Origin of the sequence: Nonomuraea sp. AD125B, assembly GCF_041402765.1 — a bacterium.
Classification (GTDB): Bacteria; Actinomycetota; Actinomycetes; order Streptosporangiales; family Streptosporangiaceae; genus Nonomuraea; species Nonomuraea bangladeshensis.
The window spans coordinates 317,721-337,221 of sequence record NZ_JBGLOU010000010.1 but is presented as its reverse complement, the minus strand read 5'-3'; the positions used below and the strand labels follow the sequence as shown (position 1 = coordinate 337,221).

The 19,501-nt window shown below is 74.2% G+C and carries 19 protein-coding genes; 12 read left to right on the top strand and 7 right to left on the bottom strand.

What is annotated here, in order from left to right:
* Positions 1 to 142 precede the first annotated feature (142 nt).
* Together ACBR40_RS27010 and ACBR40_RS27005 are read left to right on the top strand one after the other, a co-directional pair.
* Positions 143 to 1,798, top strand: a complete 1,656-nt coding sequence (locus ACBR40_RS27010) for a serine hydrolase domain-containing protein (RefSeq protein ID WP_371250561.1) — start codon at positions 143 to 145, stop codon at positions 1,796 to 1,798.
* A gap of 208 nt (positions 1,799 to 2,006) precedes the next feature.
* Positions 2,007 to 2,600, top strand: coding sequence for a cyanamide hydratase (locus tag ACBR40_RS27005; RefSeq protein ID WP_371250560.1), 594 nt, complete (start codon positions 2,007 to 2,009; stop codon positions 2,598 to 2,600).
* A 6-nt stretch (positions 2,601 to 2,606) separates the two neighbouring features.
* On the opposite strand, the gene ACBR40_RS27000 is transcribed toward ACBR40_RS27005, so the two are convergent.
* From ACBR40_RS27000 to ACBR40_RS26985, 4 genes are all read right to left on the bottom strand, one after another.
* On the bottom strand, positions 2,607 to 3,428 hold the full coding sequence (locus ACBR40_RS27000; RefSeq protein WP_371250559.1) for an SDR family NAD(P)-dependent oxidoreductase: 822 nt from the start codon (positions 3,426 to 3,428) through the stop codon (positions 2,607 to 2,609).
* 42 nt (positions 3,429 to 3,470) lie between these two features.
* Positions 3,471 to 4,082 carry a TetR/AcrR family transcriptional regulator gene (locus tag ACBR40_RS26995; protein WP_371250558.1) on the bottom strand — a complete coding sequence of 204 codons (612 nt, stop codon included), beginning with the start codon at positions 4,080 to 4,082 and terminating at the stop codon, positions 3,471 to 3,473.
* Between the two features lie 75 nt (positions 4,083 to 4,157).
* Entirely contained in the window at positions 4,158 to 4,478 is a 321-nt protein-coding gene (locus ACBR40_RS26990; protein WP_344217206.1) for a multidrug efflux SMR transporter, read from the bottom strand.
* An 18-nt stretch (positions 4,479 to 4,496) separates the two neighbouring features.
* Positions 4,497 to 4,829, bottom strand: coding sequence for a multidrug efflux SMR transporter (locus ACBR40_RS26985; protein ID WP_344217204.1), 333 nt, complete (start codon positions 4,827 to 4,829; stop codon positions 4,497 to 4,499).
* Between the two features lie 104 nt (positions 4,830 to 4,933).
* Between ACBR40_RS26985 and ACBR40_RS26980 the strand changes: the two genes are divergently transcribed.
* The 3 genes from ACBR40_RS26980 to ACBR40_RS26970 all read left to right on the top strand — a co-directional run bounded on the left by ACBR40_RS26980 (position 4,934) and on the right by ACBR40_RS26970 (position 6,312).
* Positions 4,934 to 5,371: a MarR family transcriptional regulator gene (locus tag ACBR40_RS26980; protein ID WP_344217202.1), complete on the top strand. Its 438-nt coding sequence runs from the start codon at positions 4,934 to 4,936 to the stop codon at positions 5,369 to 5,371.
* A 59-nt stretch (positions 5,372 to 5,430) separates the two neighbouring features.
* The gene (locus ACBR40_RS26975; RefSeq protein WP_371250557.1) at positions 5,431 to 5,856 is read left to right on the top strand and encodes a nuclear transport factor 2 family protein; all 426 of its coding nucleotides are present in this window, start codon (positions 5,431 to 5,433) and stop codon (positions 5,854 to 5,856) included.
* Between the two features lie 93 nt (positions 5,857 to 5,949).
* Entirely contained in the window at positions 5,950 to 6,312 is a 363-nt protein-coding gene (locus tag ACBR40_RS26970; protein WP_371250556.1) for a DUF488 domain-containing protein, read from the top strand.
* Positions 6,313 to 6,322: 10 nt separating this feature from the next.
* Here the strand turns inward: ACBR40_RS26970 and ACBR40_RS26965 are convergent, their stop codons facing one another.
* A complete protein-coding gene (locus ACBR40_RS26965) occupies positions 6,323 to 9,739 on the bottom strand; it encodes a WD40 repeat domain-containing serine/threonine protein kinase (RefSeq protein ID WP_371250555.1) in 3,417 nt (1,138 codons plus the stop codon).
* 129 nt (positions 9,740 to 9,868) lie between these two features.
* Here ACBR40_RS26965 and ACBR40_RS26960 point away from each other — a divergent pair, with 129 nt between their 5' ends.
* Genes ACBR40_RS26960 through ACBR40_RS26935 form a run of 6 tightly spaced genes read left to right on the top strand, consistent with a single transcriptional unit; the run spans position 9,869 to position 17,053 of the window.
* Positions 9,869 to 10,396 carry a PadR family transcriptional regulator gene (locus ACBR40_RS26960; RefSeq protein ID WP_364457508.1) on the top strand — a complete coding sequence of 176 codons (528 nt, stop codon included), beginning with the start codon at positions 9,869 to 9,871 and terminating at the stop codon, positions 10,394 to 10,396.
* Positions 10,393 to 11,115 carry an ABC transporter ATP-binding protein gene (locus ACBR40_RS26955; protein WP_371250554.1) on the top strand — a complete coding sequence of 241 codons (723 nt, stop codon included), beginning with the start codon at positions 10,393 to 10,395 and terminating at the stop codon, positions 11,113 to 11,115. Before ACBR40_RS26960 ends, ACBR40_RS26955 begins: the two co-directional genes overlap by 4 nt.
* Positions 11,112 to 13,412 (top strand): FtsX-like permease family protein, encoded by a 2,301-nt coding sequence (locus ACBR40_RS26950; protein ID WP_371250553.1) that lies wholly within the window; start codon positions 11,112 to 11,114, stop codon positions 13,410 to 13,412. The genes ACBR40_RS26955 and ACBR40_RS26950 overlap by 4 nt, the downstream gene beginning before the upstream one ends.
* Positions 13,413 to 13,422: 10 nt before the next feature.
* Positions 13,423 to 15,762 (top strand): penicillin acylase family protein, encoded by a 2,340-nt coding sequence (locus ACBR40_RS26945; protein WP_371250552.1) that lies wholly within the window; start codon positions 13,423 to 13,425, stop codon positions 15,760 to 15,762.
* A 17-nt stretch (positions 15,763 to 15,779) separates the two neighbouring features.
* Positions 15,780 to 16,598 carry an alpha/beta fold hydrolase gene (locus ACBR40_RS26940; protein ID WP_371250551.1) on the top strand — a complete coding sequence of 273 codons (819 nt, stop codon included), beginning with the start codon at positions 15,780 to 15,782 and terminating at the stop codon, positions 16,596 to 16,598.
* Positions 16,595 to 17,053, top strand: coding sequence for a transcriptional regulator (locus ACBR40_RS26935; protein ID WP_344217184.1), 459 nt, complete (start codon positions 16,595 to 16,597; stop codon positions 17,051 to 17,053). The genes ACBR40_RS26940 and ACBR40_RS26935 overlap by 4 nt, the downstream gene beginning before the upstream one ends.
* On the opposite strand, the gene ACBR40_RS26930 is transcribed toward ACBR40_RS26935, so the two are convergent.
* Together ACBR40_RS26930 and ACBR40_RS26925 are read right to left on the bottom strand one after the other, a co-directional pair.
* Positions 17,044 to 18,033 (bottom strand): hypothetical protein, encoded by a 990-nt coding sequence (locus ACBR40_RS26930; RefSeq protein ID WP_344217182.1) that lies wholly within the window; start codon positions 18,031 to 18,033, stop codon positions 17,044 to 17,046. The genes ACBR40_RS26935 and ACBR40_RS26930 overlap by 10 nt on opposite strands.
* Positions 18,034 to 18,044: 11 nt before the next feature.
* Entirely contained in the window at positions 18,045 to 18,605 is a 561-nt protein-coding gene (locus ACBR40_RS26925; protein ID WP_371250550.1) for an RNA polymerase sigma factor, read from the bottom strand.
* 122 nt (positions 18,606 to 18,727) lie between these two features.
* Between ACBR40_RS26925 and ACBR40_RS26920 the strand changes: the two genes are divergently transcribed.
* On the top strand, positions 18,728 to 19,492 hold the full coding sequence (locus ACBR40_RS26920; RefSeq protein WP_371250549.1) for an NAD(P)-binding domain-containing protein: 765 nt from the start codon (positions 18,728 to 18,730) through the stop codon (positions 19,490 to 19,492).
* Positions 19,493 to 19,501 lie beyond the last annotated feature (9 nt).

Genomic DNA, 19,501 nt, shown 5'->3' with positions numbered 1-19,501 from the left:
ACGGCGGTCGCCATGAATTGCATTCATCGACGTTTCCATTGCAACGATCCATGCCAGAACCCGTCATTTCGTTGACGCCTGCATAAACGCAACTTAGCCTTTTCCCTCCCGGAAAGAATTCGAGAGGACTGAGGCGACACTCATGACGGAAGCGTTGGACGTGGCTCGGATGCGGGCCCGCGTGTCCGAACTGCTGGCGGAGCACCGCATCCCGGGCGCCACCATCGGAATCCTGCGCGACGGGCGGATCACCGACTTCGCGGCCGGGGTCAAGGACGTCTCCACGGGCGAGCCCGCGACGACCGGCACCGTCTACCAGTGCGGCTCGGTGTCCAAGACCTGGACCGCCCTCGCCTTCATGCGACTCGTCGACGAGGGGAAGGTCGCCCTGGACGAGCCGGTGCGGACCTACCTGCCCGGGTTCCGGGTCGCCGACCCCGACGTCAGCGCCCGGGTCACCGCCCGCCACCTGCTCAACCACACCAGCGGCATCGAGGAGAGCTACGGCGATCCTGGCGAGGACGACGACGTGTACGAGCGCATGGTGGCGAACATCGCCGGCGCCCGCCAGGTCCACCCCCTGGGGCACACCCACGGCTACAGCGCGGCCCTGGGCTACGCGATCCTCGCCCGTGTCATGGAGGTGGCCGACGGCCGGCGGTGGGACGACATCATGCGGGACCGCCTGTTCGGCCCGCTGGGGCTGACCTCGACGTGCACCCGCCGCGAGCACGTGGACGAGAGGCTGGCCGCGACCGGGCACCTGGTCCGGTCCCTCGAAGAAGGGCCGATCCTGTCGCCGCTGGGTCACCTGCCGCGCGCCTTCGGCCCCGGCGGCAACGTCAACACCACCGCCCGCGACCTGCTCACGCTGGCGTACGTCTTCCTCAACGAGGGGACGGCCCCGGACGGCGCCAGGATCGTCTCGCCCGGCATCATCCGCGAGATGACGCACTCGCGGGTCCCGGTGCCCGACCCGTACATGTTCGGGCCGGAATGGGCGCTCGGTCTCGTCGTGTGCGACTGGCACGGGCAGACCGTCTACGCGCACGACGGCAGCGCGATCAGCCAGAGCGCCCGTCTGCGGATCCTGCCGGAGCCGGGCATCGCCGTGGCGATGCTGACGAACGCCGGTCCGCGCGAGGGCTTCTACCGCCAGGTGTTCAACGAGATCCTGGCCGGCCTCGGCGCCGTCACGATCCCCGACCTGCCGGAGCCCGACCCGGCCCTCGTCCTCGACCTCTCCAGGTACGAAGGCGTCTACGAACGCCCCGGCACCCGCTTCGAGGTGGCGGCCGAAAACGGCAAGCTCCACCTCAGATCCACGCTCGACCCGATGGAGGCGCGGTTCCTCGGCAGGCCGGAACAGCTCGATCACGAGCTGCTCCCGATCAGCGAGACCCATTTCCTGATGCCGCCGGCCCATCCGGCCGAGGAAACCCAGACCGTCGCCATCTACGATTTCGACGACGGCGCCGCGCGCTATCTCCACCTCAATTGCCGGGTCAATCCGCGGGTCGACGAGGAGGGCGCCACGGTGCACGTCATGGCCGTCTCCCGGATTTCCGACCCCGACGGTTTCTGGGATTCGCTGAAGCAGGCGTACGGCCGGCTCCCCGGGGGCGCCCGGTGGACGATGGCGGTGGCGAGCGCCGACGGGACCAGGGCGGTGAACGTCATCGTCCACGGCTCGCTCGACGGCGTCAGGAGCTTCTTCGAGGATCAGGTCGGCGCGTTCGCCACGACGGACTACTTCGAGGCCGACGCGGCCAACGCGGTCGGCTTCCCGGCGGCGTAGCGGCGCCGCAGCAGCCACAGCCCGGCCACGCCGCAGGCCACCGAGAACCGCGACAGCCAGGGCGCCGAGCGCGCGGTCGCGACGGCCGAGCACGACCATCGCCGCGTTCTGCGCCACGAAGCCGGCGGTCAGTGCCGCGGCTGCCACTTCCCACGTCGTGCGGGTCCAACCGTGCCCCTCCACTGATCGCCGACTACACTGCGTGACGGTGATCACATTCCCGGACACGCCCGCGACCGCCGCCGCGCTGGCCGTGGCGACGCGCTACTGCTCGCCCGCGCTGCTCAACCACTGCATCCGTTCGTACGTGTGGGGCGCGATGTACGCCGCCGCGCACGCGATCGCGTTCGACGACGAGCTGTACTGCGTCGCGGCGCTGCTGCACGACGCCGGCCTGACGGAGCCCTTCGACAGCCACCGGCTGCCGTTCGAGGAGGCCGGCGGAGAGCTGGCGTGGGTGTTCGGCGTGGCCGCAGGCTGGCCGCCGGAGCGGGCGGAGCGGGCCCGCGAGATCATCGTGCTGCACATGCGCGACGACGTGCCGGCCGCCGCCGACCCCGAGGCGCATGTGCTGCAGGTCGCGACGAGCTGGGAGGTCGTGGGCCGGCACGCCGCGGAGTTCCCCGCGCCGGCCAAGGCCGAGGTCCTCGCCCGCTATCCGCGCCTGGGCTTCGGCGCGGAGTTCCTCGGCTGTTTCGAGGACCAGGCCGGCCGCAAGCCGGGCAGCGCGGCCGCCGCGTCGGTGCGCAGGGACGTCGCCGGCCGGATCGCCGCCAATCCGCTGGAGACGCACCCGGCCTGAGAAGGCTCAGGCGGTGTCGCCGCCGTCGGCGAGCAGGGTGCTGCCGGTCATGAACGCCGCCAGGTCCGAGGCGCAGAACAGGGCGACGCGCGCGATGTCGTCCGGGGTGCCGATCCGGCCGATGGGGCTGTTCAGCATGAGGTCGGTCGGCGGGATCTCGTCGAGGTTCACGCCCGCCTCGGCGGCCATCGCCAGGTTGCCCTCCGTGGGGACGAAACTGGGCGCCACCCCCAGCACGCGGATGCCGAGCGGGGCCAGTTCGAGTGCCAGCTCGCGGGTGAGGCCGCGGACGGCGTGCTTGGACCCGACGTACGCCGCCAGGCCGGGCGCGCTGCCCCGGAAGCCCGCGGTGGAGACGATGTTGACGATGACGCCGCCGCTGCCGGGGTGCCCCGCCGACATGCGCCGCGCGGCCTCGCGGGCGCCGACGAACACGCCGCGGGCGTTCACGGCGAACACCTGGTCCCACGTCTCCTCGGTCATCTCCAGCAGGGGCACGGCGGGGAAGATGCCGGCGTTGTTCACCCAGATCTCCAGGCCGCCGAGCTCGGCCACGGCACGGTCGGCCGCGGCGGCCACGGCGGTGGCGTCGGTGACGTCCATGGCCGCGCCGATCGCGGGCACGCCGTGCCGCTCGGCCAGCTCCTTGGCGGCGGCCGTGGCCTGCTCCTCGTCGAGGTCGCCGATCAGCAGAGCGGCGCCGGCCTCGGCGAGGCGCGAGGCGATGGCCTTGCCCAGGCCGCGGGCGCCTCCGGTGACGACCGCGCGCCGTCCGCGCAGGGAGACGAGCTCGGCCAGGGACTTGCCGGACACATCGGCAGTGGACATGGGGGTTCTCCTCAGGTGGGACAGTTCGGAAAAAGGGGGTGCTCAGCTCGCGCCGGCGCCGGCGCGGTAGTGGGCGTTGACCAGCGGCCAGATGACGGCGGCCATCGTGGCAGGGGGCCGGGGGCAGCCGTGTTCCAGCCAGTCCACCGCGACCCCGATGAGCGCGCCGGCGGTGAAGGAGGCCGTCACGTCGTGCGGGACGTGTCCGGGCCGGCCGGTGGCCTCGGCGTGCGTCAGGCGGTCGTGGATGACCTCGGCGACGCGGCCGCGGATGTGGCCGGCCACGCGCGCGCTGCCCTGCGGCCCCAGCAGCGCGCGGTACAGCCCCGCGTGCGCGGCCAGGCGGTCGAAGAACGCCGTCAGCGACTCGGTCGCCTCCCTTGCCAGGTCCGCCGAGTCGAGCGCCGGGCCGGGCAGGGAGTCGATCAGGTCGTCGATCATCGCGGTGCAGGCGTCCTCGGCCAGCTCGTGCACGTCGCGGTAGTGGTCGTAGAAGGCCGAGCGGCTCACTCCCGCGCTCCCGGCCACGTCGGAGACGCTGATCCGGGCCAGGTCCCGCTGCTCGGCCAACTCGATCAGCGCCCGGGCCAGGGCCGATCGCGTACGGCGCACGCGCGGGTCACCGGGAGCGGTGGGGGTGTCTCTGGTGGCCACGGCACGCCGTCCTCACAAAAAAAGCTACAGGTGCAAGTTTTCTTACACCTGTAGCTTAACCTGTCCCGCGCCCGGTCAGATCCCGGCGGCGACCTTGAGGAGGATGACGCCGCCGATGATGGCGGCGAACGAGCCGAGCTTGGCGGGCGTGATCTTCTCCTTGTAGATGAGGGCGCCGAGGACGACGGTGCCGATGGAGCCGATGCCCGTCCAGATGGTGTAGCCGACGCCGACGTCCAGGGTCCTGAGCGCCAGGCTGAGGGTGAAGATGCCGCCGGCGGCCGACAGCAGCGTGAAGACCGACGGCCACAGGCGGGTGAAGCCCTGGGTGGCGTTGGTGCCGAGGGCGAAGCCGATCTCGAAGACGATCGCGATGGAGAGGTAGATCCAGGCCATGATGAGGTTCCTTTCGGATCAGGCGGCGGGGGAGAGGCGGTCGGACAGCTTCAGTCCCAGGACGCCGCCGATGATCAGGACGAAGGCCAGCGCCTTCCAGATCGTGATCTCCTCACCGAAGATCACGGCGCCCAGCACGACCGTGCCGACCGAGCCGATGCCGGTCCAGACGGTGTAGCCGACGCCGACGTCGAGCGTCCTGAGCGCCAGGCTCAGGAAGAAGATCCCGCCGGCCGCGGCGGCGGCCGTGAGCAGGGACGGCCAGAGCCGGGTGAATCCTTCGGTGGCGTTGGTCGCCAGGGCGAAGACGACCTCGAAGACGGCGGCGATGAGCAGGTGGATCCAGGCCATCGGACGAGCTCCCATTTGTATGTACGTGCAAGTGAAGTGCCGGGAAGGATGTTGCATGTACATGTATGCTCGTGTCAAGTCGGTCTCGCGAACTGAGAGGTCCCATGGCCACCACCACGGTTTCGGACGCCGCCGCCGCCTGGCAGCGCGTCGTCCTGCTGCACACCCGCGTGGAGAGCAGGCTCGCCGCCGCGTTGCAGCGCAGGCACGGCATCGGCCTGTCGGAGTTCCGCGCGCTCGGCCACCTCGCCGCCTCGCCCGCCGGCGAGCTGCGCATGCAGGAGCTGGCCGACAAGGTCGGGCTCAACCAGAGCTCGGTGACCCGCCTGGTGGCGCGGCTGAACGCGGCCGACTTCGCCTACCGGGACCTGTGCCCGGACGACCGGCGCGGCGTCTACACGGTCATCACCGAGACGGGCCGGGCCCGGCACGCCGAGGCCGGCCGGACGTACGAGGAGACCCTGGAGGCCGCCCTGCGGGAGGCGGGCCAGGAGGACCCGCGGCTGGCCGCCGCCCTCACGGCGCTGGGCGCGCCGGCCTGACCTTCCGGGGCGCCGTCTCGTCGTACGGGGAAAAGACATCCGACGGAATGGGGAAAACGATGACCGGGCAGGACGAGATCCGGCGGCGCATCGAGGCGCTGGTGGAGGGGATCGAGGCCAAGGACCTGCGGGCCCTGGAAGGGGCCTACGCGTCCGACGTGGTCTCCTTCGACGTCGAACCGCCGCTCCAGCACGTGGGCGTGGCCGCGAAGCTGCGCAACTGGGCGAAGGTGTTCGAGGCGTTCGAGAAGGTGACGTACGAGCTGCGCGACCTGACGCTCACCGTGGGCGACGGCGTCGCGTTCGGGCACGGCCTGGGCAGGCTCAGCGGCACGCTGGCGAACGGGGCGGCGGCCGGCGGCATGTGGGTCCGCGCGACCTTCTGCTTCAGCAGGATCGACGGCGAGTGGCTGATCGTGCACGACCAGGTCTCCGTGCCGTTCGACCTCGCCACCGGCAAGGGGGTGACGGACCTGCAGCCCTGACGTCCGCCGTGAACCGGCCGGGTCTCGCGCTCCGGCCGGTTCGGCGCCCGGCCCCGAGGGCAGGCGTCTGGAAAGGCCAGAGGGAGTGCTGCCATGAGCAAGGACGTCACCTGCCGCAGGATCTACGAGGAGTCCTCGCCCGAGGACGGCCGCCGGGTGCTGGTGGACCGCGTCTGGCCGCGCGGCGTGCGCAAGGAGGACGCGCACCTGGACGAGTGGCTGCGCGAGGTCGCCCCCTCCAGCGAGCTGCGCAAGTGGTACGGCCACGACCCCGCCCGTTTCCCCGAGTTCCGCCGCCGCTACCTCGACGAGCTGCGCGACGCCGGGCACCGGCCGGCCGCGGACCACCTGCGCGACCTGGCCGCCGAGGACCGGCTCACGCTGCTGACCGCCACCAAGGACGTGGACCACAGCCAGGCCGCCGTCCTCGCCGAGTGGCTGTCCGGCCGGCGGTGACCGGCCCGCCTCAGACCGCGCAGCCGTCCCGGTACGCGAGCGCGGGCACGTGGGCCCGCCACTCGGCGGGGGTGAGCGGGCCGCCCGACCGCCGGCACAGCGCCTCGACGACAGCGGCCGGCGCGATGGCGTGGGTGCGGACGACGCCGTCCAGCCCGAGAGTCAGGACGGTGGCGCCGTCGGCGGTGAAGGCGATCGACTGCAGCTGCCCGGTGTCGGGGTCCTGCCCTCCGGCGGTGTCGCGCAGGATGCCGAGGCTCGTGCCCGTGGCCGGGTCGACCAGCCGTACCCTGCCGTCGCCGATGCCGAGGGCGACGAGGTCGCCGCGCGGGGAGTAGGCGGCGACCGACGGTTCGCCGGACTTCTCGCGGAAGACCGGGCCGAGACGTTCCCCGGTGGTGCTCCACGGCGTCAGGCGGCCTCGGGAGTCCAGAACCACCACCCCCTTGCCGCTGTGCAGGAAGAAGATCCGGGTCGCGAGGGTGTCGCGTCCGGTGCCGGCGAACGGCGCGGTCACCGGCCGGCCGGTGGCGGCGTCGAGCAGGCGCTGGCCGGCGCCGGCGACCGCCAGCAGCGCGCCGTCGGGGGAGAAGGCCACGTCGCTGGTCTCCGGCGGCGTGGCGGTCCACAGCCTGCGCCGGAACTTCCAGTCCCACACCTGGACGGCGTGCTCGGCCACGGCGCGCCCGTCGTCGCGCCCGTCGTCGGGGCCGCGCAGGACGAGCGCCAGGCGGGCCCGGTCCGGGCTGAAGGCCGCGGTGACGAGCTCCATGCCGGACGGGCGGGGGGCGACGGCGCCGAGGACGGCCCGCGTGGCGGCGTCCACGACCCTCACCCGGTCCGGGCCGACGGCGGCCAGCAGCTTGCCGTCCTGGCTGAAGAACACCTCATCCGAGGCCGGCAGCGCTCCCCCCGGGCCGCCGGCGGTGACGGGGCGCAGCCGGGGCACCTCGCCGGTCCGGACCGCCAGCAGGCGGCCGTCCGGGCTCAGCCTGCCGAAGCTGATCGGCGTGCGCGGCGGGGTGAGGGCGAGGTCGCTGACGTCGACGGAGAAGACCCGGTCCTCCACCAGGTAGCGGAAGGTACGGCCGTCGAAGGCGCCCTGGGGTTCCTCCCCGCCCGCGTCGGGGTTGCCGAGCAGCGGCACGGTGGTGAGGAGCTGGGCGTCGGCCAGGCGCCAGAACTGGATCTGCTCGCCGGTGACCGAGGCGGCCAGCGTGCCGTCGCCGCTGACCGTCACCCGGCCGCCGTTCCAGGCGCCCTGGCTGCCGGCGCCGTCCATGAGGCCGAGGTCCACGGGGTCGTTCCCGGCGCGGGTCAGGCGGACGGCTCGGGCCCGCCGGACCGCCCGCCAGGCGCCGTCCGCGCTGGCCACCTCGGCCTCGGGCAGCCGGGTACGCCCGCCGGTCCGCACGTCCCAGCGCAGGGCGCCGCCGGGGCGGCGGATCGTCACCGTCCGGTCGTCGGCGTGCGCGAGATCCGCCCAGTCGTCGACCAGGTCGAGCGGGCGGGCGAAGGTCCACGTCCTGATCGCCTTGCCGGTGGGGAGATCGTAGACGCGTACGCGGCGGTCGGTCAGGACGGCGAGCGTGCGGCGCGAGGCCGCCAGCGCCACGGCGACGACCTGGTCCCCCGTCAGTCCCAGCCGGGTGACGCCGCCGGCCCGGCTGCCGGTGCGCACGTCCCACACCTGGGCGGCGTCGCCGGTCACGCCGGCCAGGCTGCGCCCGTCGGCGCCGAGCGCGCGTACGGTGTCGGCGGCGCGGGCCGGGTCGGTGAACGCCGCCGACTCGCGCCCGGCCAGGGCCGTCATCAGCGCCTCCCTGGTCAGCGGGGTGTGGTCCAGGCTCCACGCCGCGACGCTGAGCCGGGTGGCGAGCCGGGGGTCGGTGAGGCGTGCCTGCTGGGCGAGCCCGGCCAGCCGGGCCGCCTCCGACCGGCTGAGGGAGGCCGCGATCTCGCGCGCGCGCCCGTCGGCGACGATGCCCTGCTGCACGGCCAGCCCGCCGGCGGCCAGCGAGATCACCAGGAGTCCGCCGAGGCTGAGCGAGACCAGCCGGGCCCGCCTGGCGCCGCGCCGGGCCAGGTCGGTGCTCGCCTGCAGGAAGGTGCGCTCCATCGGGGACAGGGTGATGTCGCGCCGCCGGTTGGCCGCCCATCGCAGGGCGTCGTCGAGGCCGCTGCCGCGCAGCAGGTCGCCGTCGCGCCGGCCGGCGGCCTGCCAGCGGCGGGCCGCGGTGAGCAGGTCGCGGTGCGCGGCCAGCCCGTCGCGGTTGGCGTCGATCCAGTGCCGGTACCTGGGCCAGGCCTGCGGCAGCGCGGGCCGGGCCAGCCAGATCTCCTCGCCCTTCCTGGCCAGCAGGTACGCGAACACCGTCAGGATCCGCTCGACGGCCTCGGCCTCGTGCTCGGCCCGGCCGCCGAGCAGTTCGGGCTCGGCGGCCCGCCGTACGGTCAGCTCGCCCTGCTCGTCCACGGTGACCAGCCGCAGGAACACCTCGGCCACCAGCTCGCGCTCCGCCGGCCCGAGCATCCCGTACGCCTGCTCGGCCAGCGTGCCGAGCGCCGGGTCGTCGGCCCGCACCGCGATCCGGGTGGCGGCGCGCCCGCCCTCGGCCAGCAGCCGGGCCATGTCGAGCCGCCCGCCGCCGCTGACCAGGGCGAGCAGCAGCTCGCGGGAGGTGGGCCGGTCGAGCGGGTCCTTGGCCAGCGCGGCCGCCACCAGCGGCTGCAGCTGCGGGGGCAGCACGCCGAGGTCGGGGTTGGCCGACAGCACCCGGTGCATGACGCCGCCCAGGCTCTCGGCCTGGAAGGGGTCGGCGCCGGTGGCGGCGAACAGCACGATGCCGCCCCAGGCGAACACGTCCGCGGGCGCGCCGGCGCGGTGCCCGGTGAACACCTCGGGCGCCATGTACGTGGGCGTGCCGGTGATCAGGCCGGTCTCGGTGAGCGACATCTCCGCCGTCCGCGAGATGCCGAAGTCGATCACGCGCGGGCCGTCCGGGCCGAGCAGCACGTTGTCCGGTTTGAGGTCGCGGTGGACGACGCCCGCGTCGTGCACGGCGGTCAGGGCGGTGGCGATGGCGGTGGCCAGGCGGTGCAGGTCGCCGTCGGCGAAGCGGCGGCCGCCGGTCACGATCTGGCGCAGGCTGGGGCCTTCGACGTACTCGCTGACGATGTAGGGGCGGGGCCCGTCCAGCTGGGCGTCGAGCACGCTCGCGGTGCAGAACGAGGCGACCCGCCGCGCGGCCGCCGCCTCCCTGCCGAGCTGGGCGGCCTGGTCGCTGTGCAGGACCTTGATGGCGACGCGGCGGGCGTCCTCGGTGTAGGCCTCGTAGACGACGCCCTGCCCGCCGGCGCCCAGCCGCCCCGCCAGCCAGTACGGGCCGAGCCGCTGCGGGTCCCCGTCGAGCAGTGCCGTCGCCATCGTTCTCCCCGGTTGATCAGTGACGTCGGGTGGTTCGATGCCGGCGAGCCCGGCAAGGTTCGCATCCGCCACGATCATCCCGATCCGGCTATCCGTCGCGTGTATACCCCTGGTGTATAGTCGGCGGCCATGACAGTCCCCTTGGCCCTCCTCGGCCTCCTGGACCGCGAGCCCAGCTACGGCTACGACCTCAAGCGCGCCTACGACACCTACTTCGGCCGAGGCAAGCCGCTCCCCTTCGGGCAGGTCTACTCGACGCTCGCCCGCCTGGCCCGCGACGGCAAGGTCACCGCCGGCCAGAGCGAGCCGGGCGAGGGCCCCGACCGCAAACGCTACTCCGTCACCCCGCTCGGCAAGCAGGAGGTCGAGTCGTGGCTGAGCGAGCCGGTCGCGGCGGAGCCGTTCCTGCAGACGGTGCTGTTCACCAAGGTCGTGCTGGCGCTGATGCTGGGCCACGACGCCCAGCGCTACCTCGACCTGCAGCGCGCCACGCACATGCGGCGCATGCGCGAGCTGTCGGAGGTCAAACGCGGCGGCGTCCTGGTGGACGCCCTGCTGGCCGACCACGCCCTGTTCCACCTGGAGGCCGACCTGCGCTGGATCGACGTGACCACGGCCCGGCTGGGCGCGCTGGCGGAGACGGTGCGCCGGGCATGACCATCGACGCGCTTCCCGCGCCGGGCCCGCTGCTGCGGGCCCGCGCGATCAGCCGTTCCTACGGCCGTACGCCGGCGCTGCGCGAGGCCAGCCTGTCGGTGACGGCGGGCGAGATCCTGGCGATCATGGGCCCTTCCGGCTCCGGCAAGTCCACGCTGCTGCACTGCCTGGCCGGCATCTTCACGCCCGACGCGGGCGAGGTCTGGTTCGACGGCGACCGGCTGGACACCCTGAGCGACGCCGCCCGCTCGCGGCTGCGCCGCACCGCGTTCGGCTTCGTCTTCCAGTTCGGACAGCTCGTGCCGGAGCTCACCGCGGCCGACAACGTCGCCCTGCCGCTGCTGCTCGGCAGGACCGCGCGCAGGCACGCCTACGAGCGGGCGCGCGGCTGGCTGGAACGGCTGGAGCTGGACGGCCTGGGCGAGCGCCGCACCGGCGAGCTGTCGGGAGGGCAGGCGCAGCGGGTCGCGATCGCCCGCGCGCTGGTGACCCGGCCCAAGGTGATCTTCGCGGACGAGCCCACCGGCGCGCTCGACTCCCTCGCCGGTGAGAAGGTCATGGACCTGCTCGTCGGCCTGGCCCGCCAGGAGGGCGTCACCGTGATCGTGGTGACCCACGACTCCCGCGTGGCCGCCTGCGCCGACCGGGAGGTCATCGTCCGCGACGGCAAGGTCACCGACCCCTACGCCACCGAGTACGCCGGCGAGGCCGTGCGATGACCTTCTGGCTGGGCCTGCGCCTGGCGCTGCGCGGCGGCAGGGAGGGGGCCGTCCGGCTGGCGCTCGTCGGCGCCGCCGTCGCGCTGGGGGTGACGGTGCTGCTGTCCACGCTGGCCCTGTTCAACGCCTTCCGCGTCACCGCCGAGCGCCCCTGCTGGGAGTGCACGGCGGGCTCGGCGCCGGCGGGCTGGGCGCTGGGCGCCACCCCGGGCGCGGTGCTGTGGAACCACCGCCAGGACTCCTACGCCGGCCGCCCGATCAAACGGCTCGACGTCGCCGTCCTCGACCCGGGCACGCCCGCCCCGGCCATGCCGGGCCTGCCGGCGCTGCCCGCGGCCGGGCGCTTCTACGTCTCGCCCGCGCTCGCCGACCTGATGGCCGCCGTGCCGCGCGAGCAGCTCGCCGACCGTTTCCCCGGCGCCCGCGCCGGTCTCGTCGGGCGGGCGGCGCTGGCCGGCCCCGACGACCTGGTCGCCGTCGTCGGCCGCACCCCCGGCGAGCTGGCCGGCATGGCCGGCACCGTCGCCGTCGACACCGTCGCCGACGACCCGCCGGCGGACGACATGACGGCCCTGTACGAGCACGGCTTCGGCATCGCCGCGATCGGCCTGATCGTGCCGCTGCTCGTCCTCATCGGCACCGCCACGCGCCTGGCCGCGGCCCGCCGCGAGGCCCGCTTCGCCGCCGTCAGGCTGGCCGGAGCCACGGCGCGCCAGATCAACGCGATCGCCTCGGCGGACGCGGCGCTCGGCGCGCTGCTGGGCGCGCTCGCCGGCGTGGCGCTGTTCCAGGCGGTACGGCCCGCCCTCGCCGGTGTCGCCGTCACCGGCTCGCGGTTCTTCCCCGACGTGGTCGCGCCGACCGCGCCGCAGTACGCGGCCGTGGTCGCGGGGGTGCCGCTCGCCGCGGCGGTCGCCGCCGTGTGGTCGCTGCGCCGGGTGCGGATCACCCCGCTCGGCGCGGCCCGCAGGACGCGGGCCTCGTCCCCGCGATGGTGGCGGGTGCTGCCGCTGCTGGCGGGGCTGGGGCTGTTCGCGGGCCCTGCGTTCGCGGGCGGCGGAAGGGAGCCGGACCCGGTGCTCGCCGACACCGGCCTGGCGCTGGTCATGGTCGGTCTGGTGGTGGCCGGGCCGTGGCTGACGATGCTGGCCGCGCGGCTGGCCGCCCGCCTGACGCGGGGCGCGGCGACCCTGCTGGCCGCGCGCAGGCTGGCGGCCGAGCCGAAGGCGGCCTTCCGCTCGGTGAACGGGATCGTGCTGGCGGTCTTCATCGGCACGGCCGTCGCCGGGATCGTCCCCGCCGTCGTCTCGAGCCAGCGGGCGGCCGGCGGCGGCACGCTGAACGAGGTCATGCGGGTCCCGTTCGGCTACGCCGACGCCGCCCCAGGCCGGCCGCTCCACCCGGACGAGGCCGACGAGCTGCTCGCCGAGGTGGCCGCCCATCCGGGCGTCACCGTGCTGCCGATCTACCGCAGGACCCCGGCACAGGAGCCGCTCACCGGGCCGCTGCCGTGCGACCCGGGGCCCGGCTGCCGGCTCGACTTCATGCTCGGCCACGTGGTCGAGTGCGACGACCTGGCCCGCTTCCCTGCGCTGGGCGCGTGCCCGGCGGGCGCGCGGGCGGTGGCGGCCGACTTCAACCGGCTGCTGACCAGCGACAACCTGCTGTCGGTCGACCGCAACCTGCCGATCGTGGACCCCACCAGCCCGGCCGCGCCCGCCGACGCGGGGAAGGCGGCTTCTGGCGGGCGCTCCCTGGCGGCGGTCCTCATCCGGGCCGACGACCCGGCCGTCCGTGAGCGCATCCGCACCTCGCTCACCCCGTACGTGGCCGGCTCCGGCAGCGCCGAGACGCCGCTGACGTTCGCCGAGGTCGCCCGGTTCCGCGAGGTGCTGCTGGACCAGGTGGAGCGGGTCGCGCTGGCCATCGTCGCGCTGACCCTGCTGGTGGCGGGCTGCGGCCTGCTGGTGGCGGTCGCCGGGGGCGTGGTGGAGCGCAGGCAGCCGTTCACGCTGCTGCGCTTGAGCGGCACGCCGACGCGGACCCTGTCCACGGTGGTGGTGCTGGAGACGGCCGTCCCCGTGCTGCTGGCCGCCCTGGTGGCGGCGGTCGCCGGCTTCGGCGTGGCCGGGCCGGTGATCGACCAGCTCGCGATCAAGAGCGCTCCCGCGGCGCTGCCCGGCACGGGTTATCTCCTGACGGTCGGCGGCGGGCTGCTGGCCGCGCTGCTGATCGTGCTGGCCGGCCTGCCCCTGCTCAAGCGCGTGACCGCGCCCGACAACGCCCGTTTCGAATGAGGACCAGCCGATGATCAGAACAGCCGTCGCCGTGTTGACCACCGTGCTGGCCGCCTCCTTGCTCGTCGCCGGGCCGGCGGACGCGGGCCGCTACGCCGCCGACATCAGGCGCACCGAGTACGGCATCCCGCACATCTCCGCGAAGGACCACGGCGGTCTCGGCTACGGCTACGGTTACGCCTTCGCCCAGGACAACCTGTGCGTCATGGCCTCATGGGTGCTGACCCTGCGCGGCGAGCGCTCCCGCCACTTCGGCGCGGAGGCGGTGTCCGACGACGTCATGGAGCCGATCTCCAACCTGGCCAGCGACGCCTACTACACCTACGTCCGCTCGTCGGGCGTGCTGCGCCGGGTGCTCGCCCGCCCCGCGCCGTACGGCCCGAGCGCCGAGCTGCGCGCGCTCGTGGACGGCTACGTCGCCGGCTACAACCGCTATCTGAGCGACACCGGCGTGGCCCGGCTGCCGGACCCGACCTGCCGGGGCAAGGGATGGGTCGGCCCCATCACCGCCGACGACGTCTGGATGAACCTGCTCGACCTGGCCCGCCTGGGCGGCAGCTCCTCCTTCAAGGAGGCCATCGCCGCCTCCGGCCAGGCGGCGAGGAAAGCGCCGCGGGACGGCAAGGCGGACCGGCCGGACGGCCGGACGCCCGCCCCCGGCAGCAACGCCTGGGCGCTCGGCCGCGAGGCCACCCGGGGCGGCCACGGCATGCTGCTGGCCGACCCGCACTTCCCGTGGAACGGCAGCCGCCGCTTCTACCAGGTCCATCTGACGATCCCGGGCGTGCTCGACGTGTCGGGCGGCAGCCTGTACGGCACCCCCATGGTGCAGATCGGCCACAACGCGAGCCTGGCCTGGACGCACACCGTCTCCCACGCCGGCCACTTCACCCTGTACCGGCTCACGCTCGTGCCGGGTGCGCGCACCACGTACCTGGTGGACGGCAGGGCCGAGCCGATGGGCCGGCAGGAGGTGAAGGTCGCCGTGCGCGCGCCAAGCGGCGCGATCGGCGAGGTCACCACGGCCGTGCACACCTCCCGCTACGGCCCGGTGCTCGGCATGGACTGGACGGACAAGAGCGCGTTCGCCCTGGCCGACGCCAACGCCGCCAACCTGCGTTTCGCCGACGAGTGGCTGTCCATCGCCGCCGCCCGCGACGTGGCCGGGCTGCGCCGCGCGCAGGACGCCCACCAGGGCATGCCGTTCGTCCACACGCTGGCCGCGGACGCCGGCGGGCAGGCGTACTTCGCCGACACCTCGATCGTGCCGCACGTCACCGACGAGCAGGCCGGGCGCTGCCGCGCCGGCGACGACCCCCGCATGCTCGTCCTGGACGGCTCCCGGTCGGACTGCCTGTGGGGCAGGGACGCCGACGCGGTCGAGCCGGGGATCTTCGGCCCGGCCGCCCAGCCCCGGCTGGCCCGCGCGGACTACGTCGCCAACGCCAACGCCGGCCCCTGGCTGACCAACCCCGAGACGCCGCTGACCGGCTACCCGCGCGTCTACGGCGAGACCGGGACGCAACGCGACCTGCGCACCCGGGTCGGCCTCGACATGATCGCCCAGCGGCTGTCGGGCCGCGACGGGCTCGGCGCGGCCGGCTTCACGCTGGAGGCCCTCCAGCGCAGCGCGACCGGCAAACGCAACCTGAGCGCCGAGCTGCTGCGCGTCGACCTGCGCGCGCTGTGCCGGGCCAAGCCCGTGATGACGGCGGGCGACGGCGCGAAGGTCGACGTCCGGCAGGCCTGCGCCACGCTGGCGGCCTGGGACGGGCGGGCCCGGCTCGACAGCCGCGGCGCGATCCTGTGGCGCGAGTTCTTCCTGGGCCTGAACCGCCCCCACCGGCGGGGCGACGGCACGCCCGCCCCTCCGGACGGCTGGTGGAAGGTGCCGTTCGACGCCGCGCACCCGCTCACCACACCGCGCGGCCTCGACGTCACCGATCCGGTGGTGGAGATCGCGCTGGCCGACGCGGTGCGCGCGTTCACGGCCGCCGGTCTGCCGCTGACGCTCACGCCCGGCCAGGCCCAGCGTTACGGCGCGGTGCCGGTGCCGGGCTGCACCGAGGGGGAGGGCTGCTTCGACCGGATCCGCACCGGCGGCGAGCTCGATGGCCAGGGCCGCTATCCGGACGTCGACACCGGCTCCAGCTTCCTCATGGCGGTGGAGCTGACGCCGGCCGGGCCGCGGGCCCGTACGGTGCTGACGTACTCGCTGTCGGCGAACCCGGCCTCGCCGTACCACGCCGACCAGAGCGAGCTGTTCGCGCGCGGCCAGTGGGTGACCGGGCGGTTCACCGAGGCCGAGATCAGCGCGTACCCGAAGCTCGCGACGACGAGACTGCGATAGTTCACTATATTTAGAGAATGCTGAATCTACCGTCGGTGTTCCTCTTCCAGGGCTGCGGCCTGCGCTACGACGACAGCGGCGGCGACGGCGTCCCGCTGCTGTTCACCCACGGGGCCGGGGCCGACCACGCGATGTTCCACGCCCAGCGCGACCACCTGCGCGAGCGCGGGTACCGCGTCGTGCTGTGGGACCTGCGCGGCCACGGCCTGTCCCGCCCGCCCGGAGTCCCGTTCACCGCCGGGCAGGCGGTCGCGGACCTGCGCGCGCTCGTCGAGCACCTGGCCCTGGACCGGCCGGTGCTGGTGGGGCAGTCCCTCGGCGGCAACCTCGGCCAGGCCGTCGTACGCCGGCATCCCGGCCTCGCGCGGGCCCTGGTCGTCATCGGCTCGGCCCCGAACACCGCGCCGCTGTCCTCCTGGGACCGGCTCCTGCTGCGGTCCGCCGCGCCGATCCTGGCGGCGATCCCCGCCAGGGCGCTGCCGCCGCTGATGGCCGCGGCCTCCGCCGTTACCGCCGAGGCGCGGGCCGACGCCCGGCGGGCCTTCGCCGCTCTGCCGAAGAAGGACTTCCTGCAGGCCTGGCGGGCCACCGTCGCCCTGCTCGACCCCGACCCCGGCTACCGTACGCCGGTGCCGCTGTGCCTGATCCGCGGCGAGCGGGACCGCACCGGCGACATCGCCTCCGCCATGCCCCGCTGGGCCGCCGCCGAAGGCGTGAAGGAGGTCGTCGTCCCGGACGCCGGCCACATCGCCAACCAGGACAACCCCCGCGCGGTCAACGAGGCGATCGAGAACTTCCTGGCCACCATCGAGGCGCCCGGGCAGGCCCGGCGATGAGCGCCGACGAGCGGCGGGCGTTCTGCACCTCCGTGGGCGACCTGCTGGCCTCCTGGAACCTGCCGCACGCGACCGGCCGCGTCTACGGGCTGCTGCTGCTCGGCGAGGAGCCGATCTCGCACGACACGATCGCCGCCGAGCTCGAACTGAGCAAGGGAGCGGTGAGCACCGCCGTACGCCAGCTCGCCTCCTGGGGGCTGGCCAGGGTGATCCCGCAACCCGGCAGCAGGCGGCTCCTGGTCGAGGCCACGGCAGGGATCGAGTCGCTGCTGGAGGCCAGCCAGGCCCGCGCCAGAACCCTGATCGCCGCCCTGCGCGAGGGCCAGGACCTGGTGGCTCCCGGCCCCGCGCGGGAACGGCTCGACGACGTGATCGGGCTGTTCGCCGGCTACGTGGACGTCGGCGGCGAACTGCTGGCCAGCCACCGCCGCCGGGCGCGGCCGCCTCAGTCGTAGAGCGCGTCCCGGGGCCCGCCGTAGACCGGGTTGCTGTCCAGCCGCTGCTCGGTCACCAGCAGCCGGATCGTCCCTTCGGCGTTCTCCTCGGCCTCCCACACCACCCAGCCGTCGCCGACGGGCTCCTTCTGGACGCGGTCGATGCCGTACCCGCCGGGGTTGCCCGGCGGCACGGAGATGATCGCGAAGACGACCTTCCTGCCGCGCCTGCGCAGCTCGGGCAGGACCTCGCCGACGGTCTTCTCGTCCACGCGCAGGCCCTCCAGCGAACGCCCCTTGGTCGTCGCGACGCGGAACTCCGGCTCCCTGATCTGGAAGGTGGGCGTGGGCACGGGCTCGCAGGCCGCCACCGGGCCCTCCATCAGGTAGGTCGTGGTCACGCCGCCCTTGCCGCTGATGGTCCACACGAACGTCTGGCCGGGCCCGAACAGCCTGGTGTTGATCCGCATCTGCCAGCCCTCGGTCTCGCCGGGGATGTTCTCCGGCATGCTGTACAGGCCGCGCGGGATGTTCTGCACCAACGTGCCGCGCGGCTGCCTGCACATCATGCCCTCCGGCACGTGGTCGACGATCGCGGGCACCTTCAGCTCCTTCAGCCGCCGCTCCAGCCCGGCGGCGTCGTCGAAGTCGCGGATCTGGATCGTGACCGTGCCGTCGTCCAGGGTGACGGCGTAGGAGCTGGGCGTGCCGTCGCGCAGCGCGATCGGGACCGCCACGATGCCCGCGGCCAGCGCGGCCGCGGCCGCCAGCCCGAGCACCGGCCGCCGCAGCAGCCGCCGCCGGACCGGCCGCGCCGCCGTCTCCTGTGTCGTCTCCTGCTCCGTCTCCTGTGTCGTCTCCTGCGCGGTGATCGCGGCCAGCAGCGCCCGCCCGGCCGCGCCGGACGCCTCGCCGCCCCGGCCGCCGGGCTCGACCCGCGCCAGCGCCCCGATCGCGGCGATGTCGCCGGTGCTGTCGTGCCTGTTGTCCCTGCTGTTCATGGTGTCGTCCCTCACAGCGACCTCTCCGACGGGATCAGCGGATTGCCCGCGCCTGCCTGCCCGCCCTGCTGCCCGCCCGCCTGGGCGAGCGCGCGGGCCAGGCGCCTGCGGGCGCGGTGCAGCCTGATGCGTACGGCGTTGCGCGACAGCCCCAGCGCCGCGGCGATCTCCTCGCGGTCCAGTCCCTCCCAGGCGACCAGGGACAGCAGCTCCCGGTCCTCCCCGGGCAGGCTCCTGAACGCCCGGCCGATCGCGTCCAGCTCGACCTCGGTGTCGGGGGAGTGGCCGTACAGGTCGGCCATCTCGGCGTCGAGCTCGGCGGTGCGCGCCCGGCGGCGGTTGTCGCCCCGGAAGTGGTTGGCCAGCACCTTGCGCGCCACCCCGTACAGCCAGGGCGTGGCCGCCGCCCCGTCCGGCAGCTCCTCGACCCGCCGCCAGGCGACGGTGAACGTCTCCGCCACGACGTCGGCGGCGTCCTGCGGGGAGTCGCAGCGGCGCGCGGCGTAGGCCGTGATCAGGCCGTAGGCCTGGTTGTAGGCGGCCTCGAACTTGGCCCGCCGCTCGTCATCCACGGGCGGTTCCCATGGCAGATCTCCTCATCGGATCATTTACAGTGACACCTCTGCCTATGTACGCCCGTCGGCGATCATTTCAGGATCAACCGCGCGCCTGACCCTCCACCAAGGAGCCCTTCGTGCAGCACATCGGGATCATCGGCGTCGGCGAGATCGCCCGGGCCGTCGTGGACGGTCTGAGCGACGGCGTCGAGAACCCGCCGCGCGTCCACCTGTCGCCGCGCGGCGCCCGCGCGGCCGCCGAGCTGGCCGGACGCTACGCCAATGTCGGGGTGTGCGCCTCCAACCAGGAGGTGGCAGACCGCTCCGACCTGGTGATCGTCGCCGTGCGCCGCCCCGACGCCCACGACGCGCTCGCCGGCCTGCGGGTGGACGAGCGCACGGTCGTGGTCAGCGTGGTGGCCGGACTGTCCCTCGCCGACCTGCGCCGGGCCGTGGGCCCCGGCGCCTCGCTGGTGCGGGCCATCCCGCTGCCTCCCGTACGGGAACGCCGCTGCGTCACCGTGACGTACCCGTCGCACCCGGCCGTGGACGCGTTCTTCGGCCGGCTGGGGGAGGCGCTGCCGGTCGCCGACGAGGCGGCCTTCAACGTCATGTCCGCGCTGACCGGCACGCTGACCACGCACTACGCGTTCCTGGCGACGCTCGCGACGTGGGCCGCCGGTCACGGCCTGGCCCCCGAGGAGGCCGAGCGTTACGTGCGCGGCCTGTTCGGGGCGGCCGGGCGTTCCCTGGCCGACGAGAGCCGTTCCCTGCACCGCCTGGCCGCCGACCACGAGACCCCGAACGGGCTCAACGAACGCGTCCGCACCACCTGGTTCGACCCGGCCAACGCCGAGACGCTCGCCAAGGTCCTGGACGCGGTCCTCGCCGACCTCGGCTGACCCGCGCCG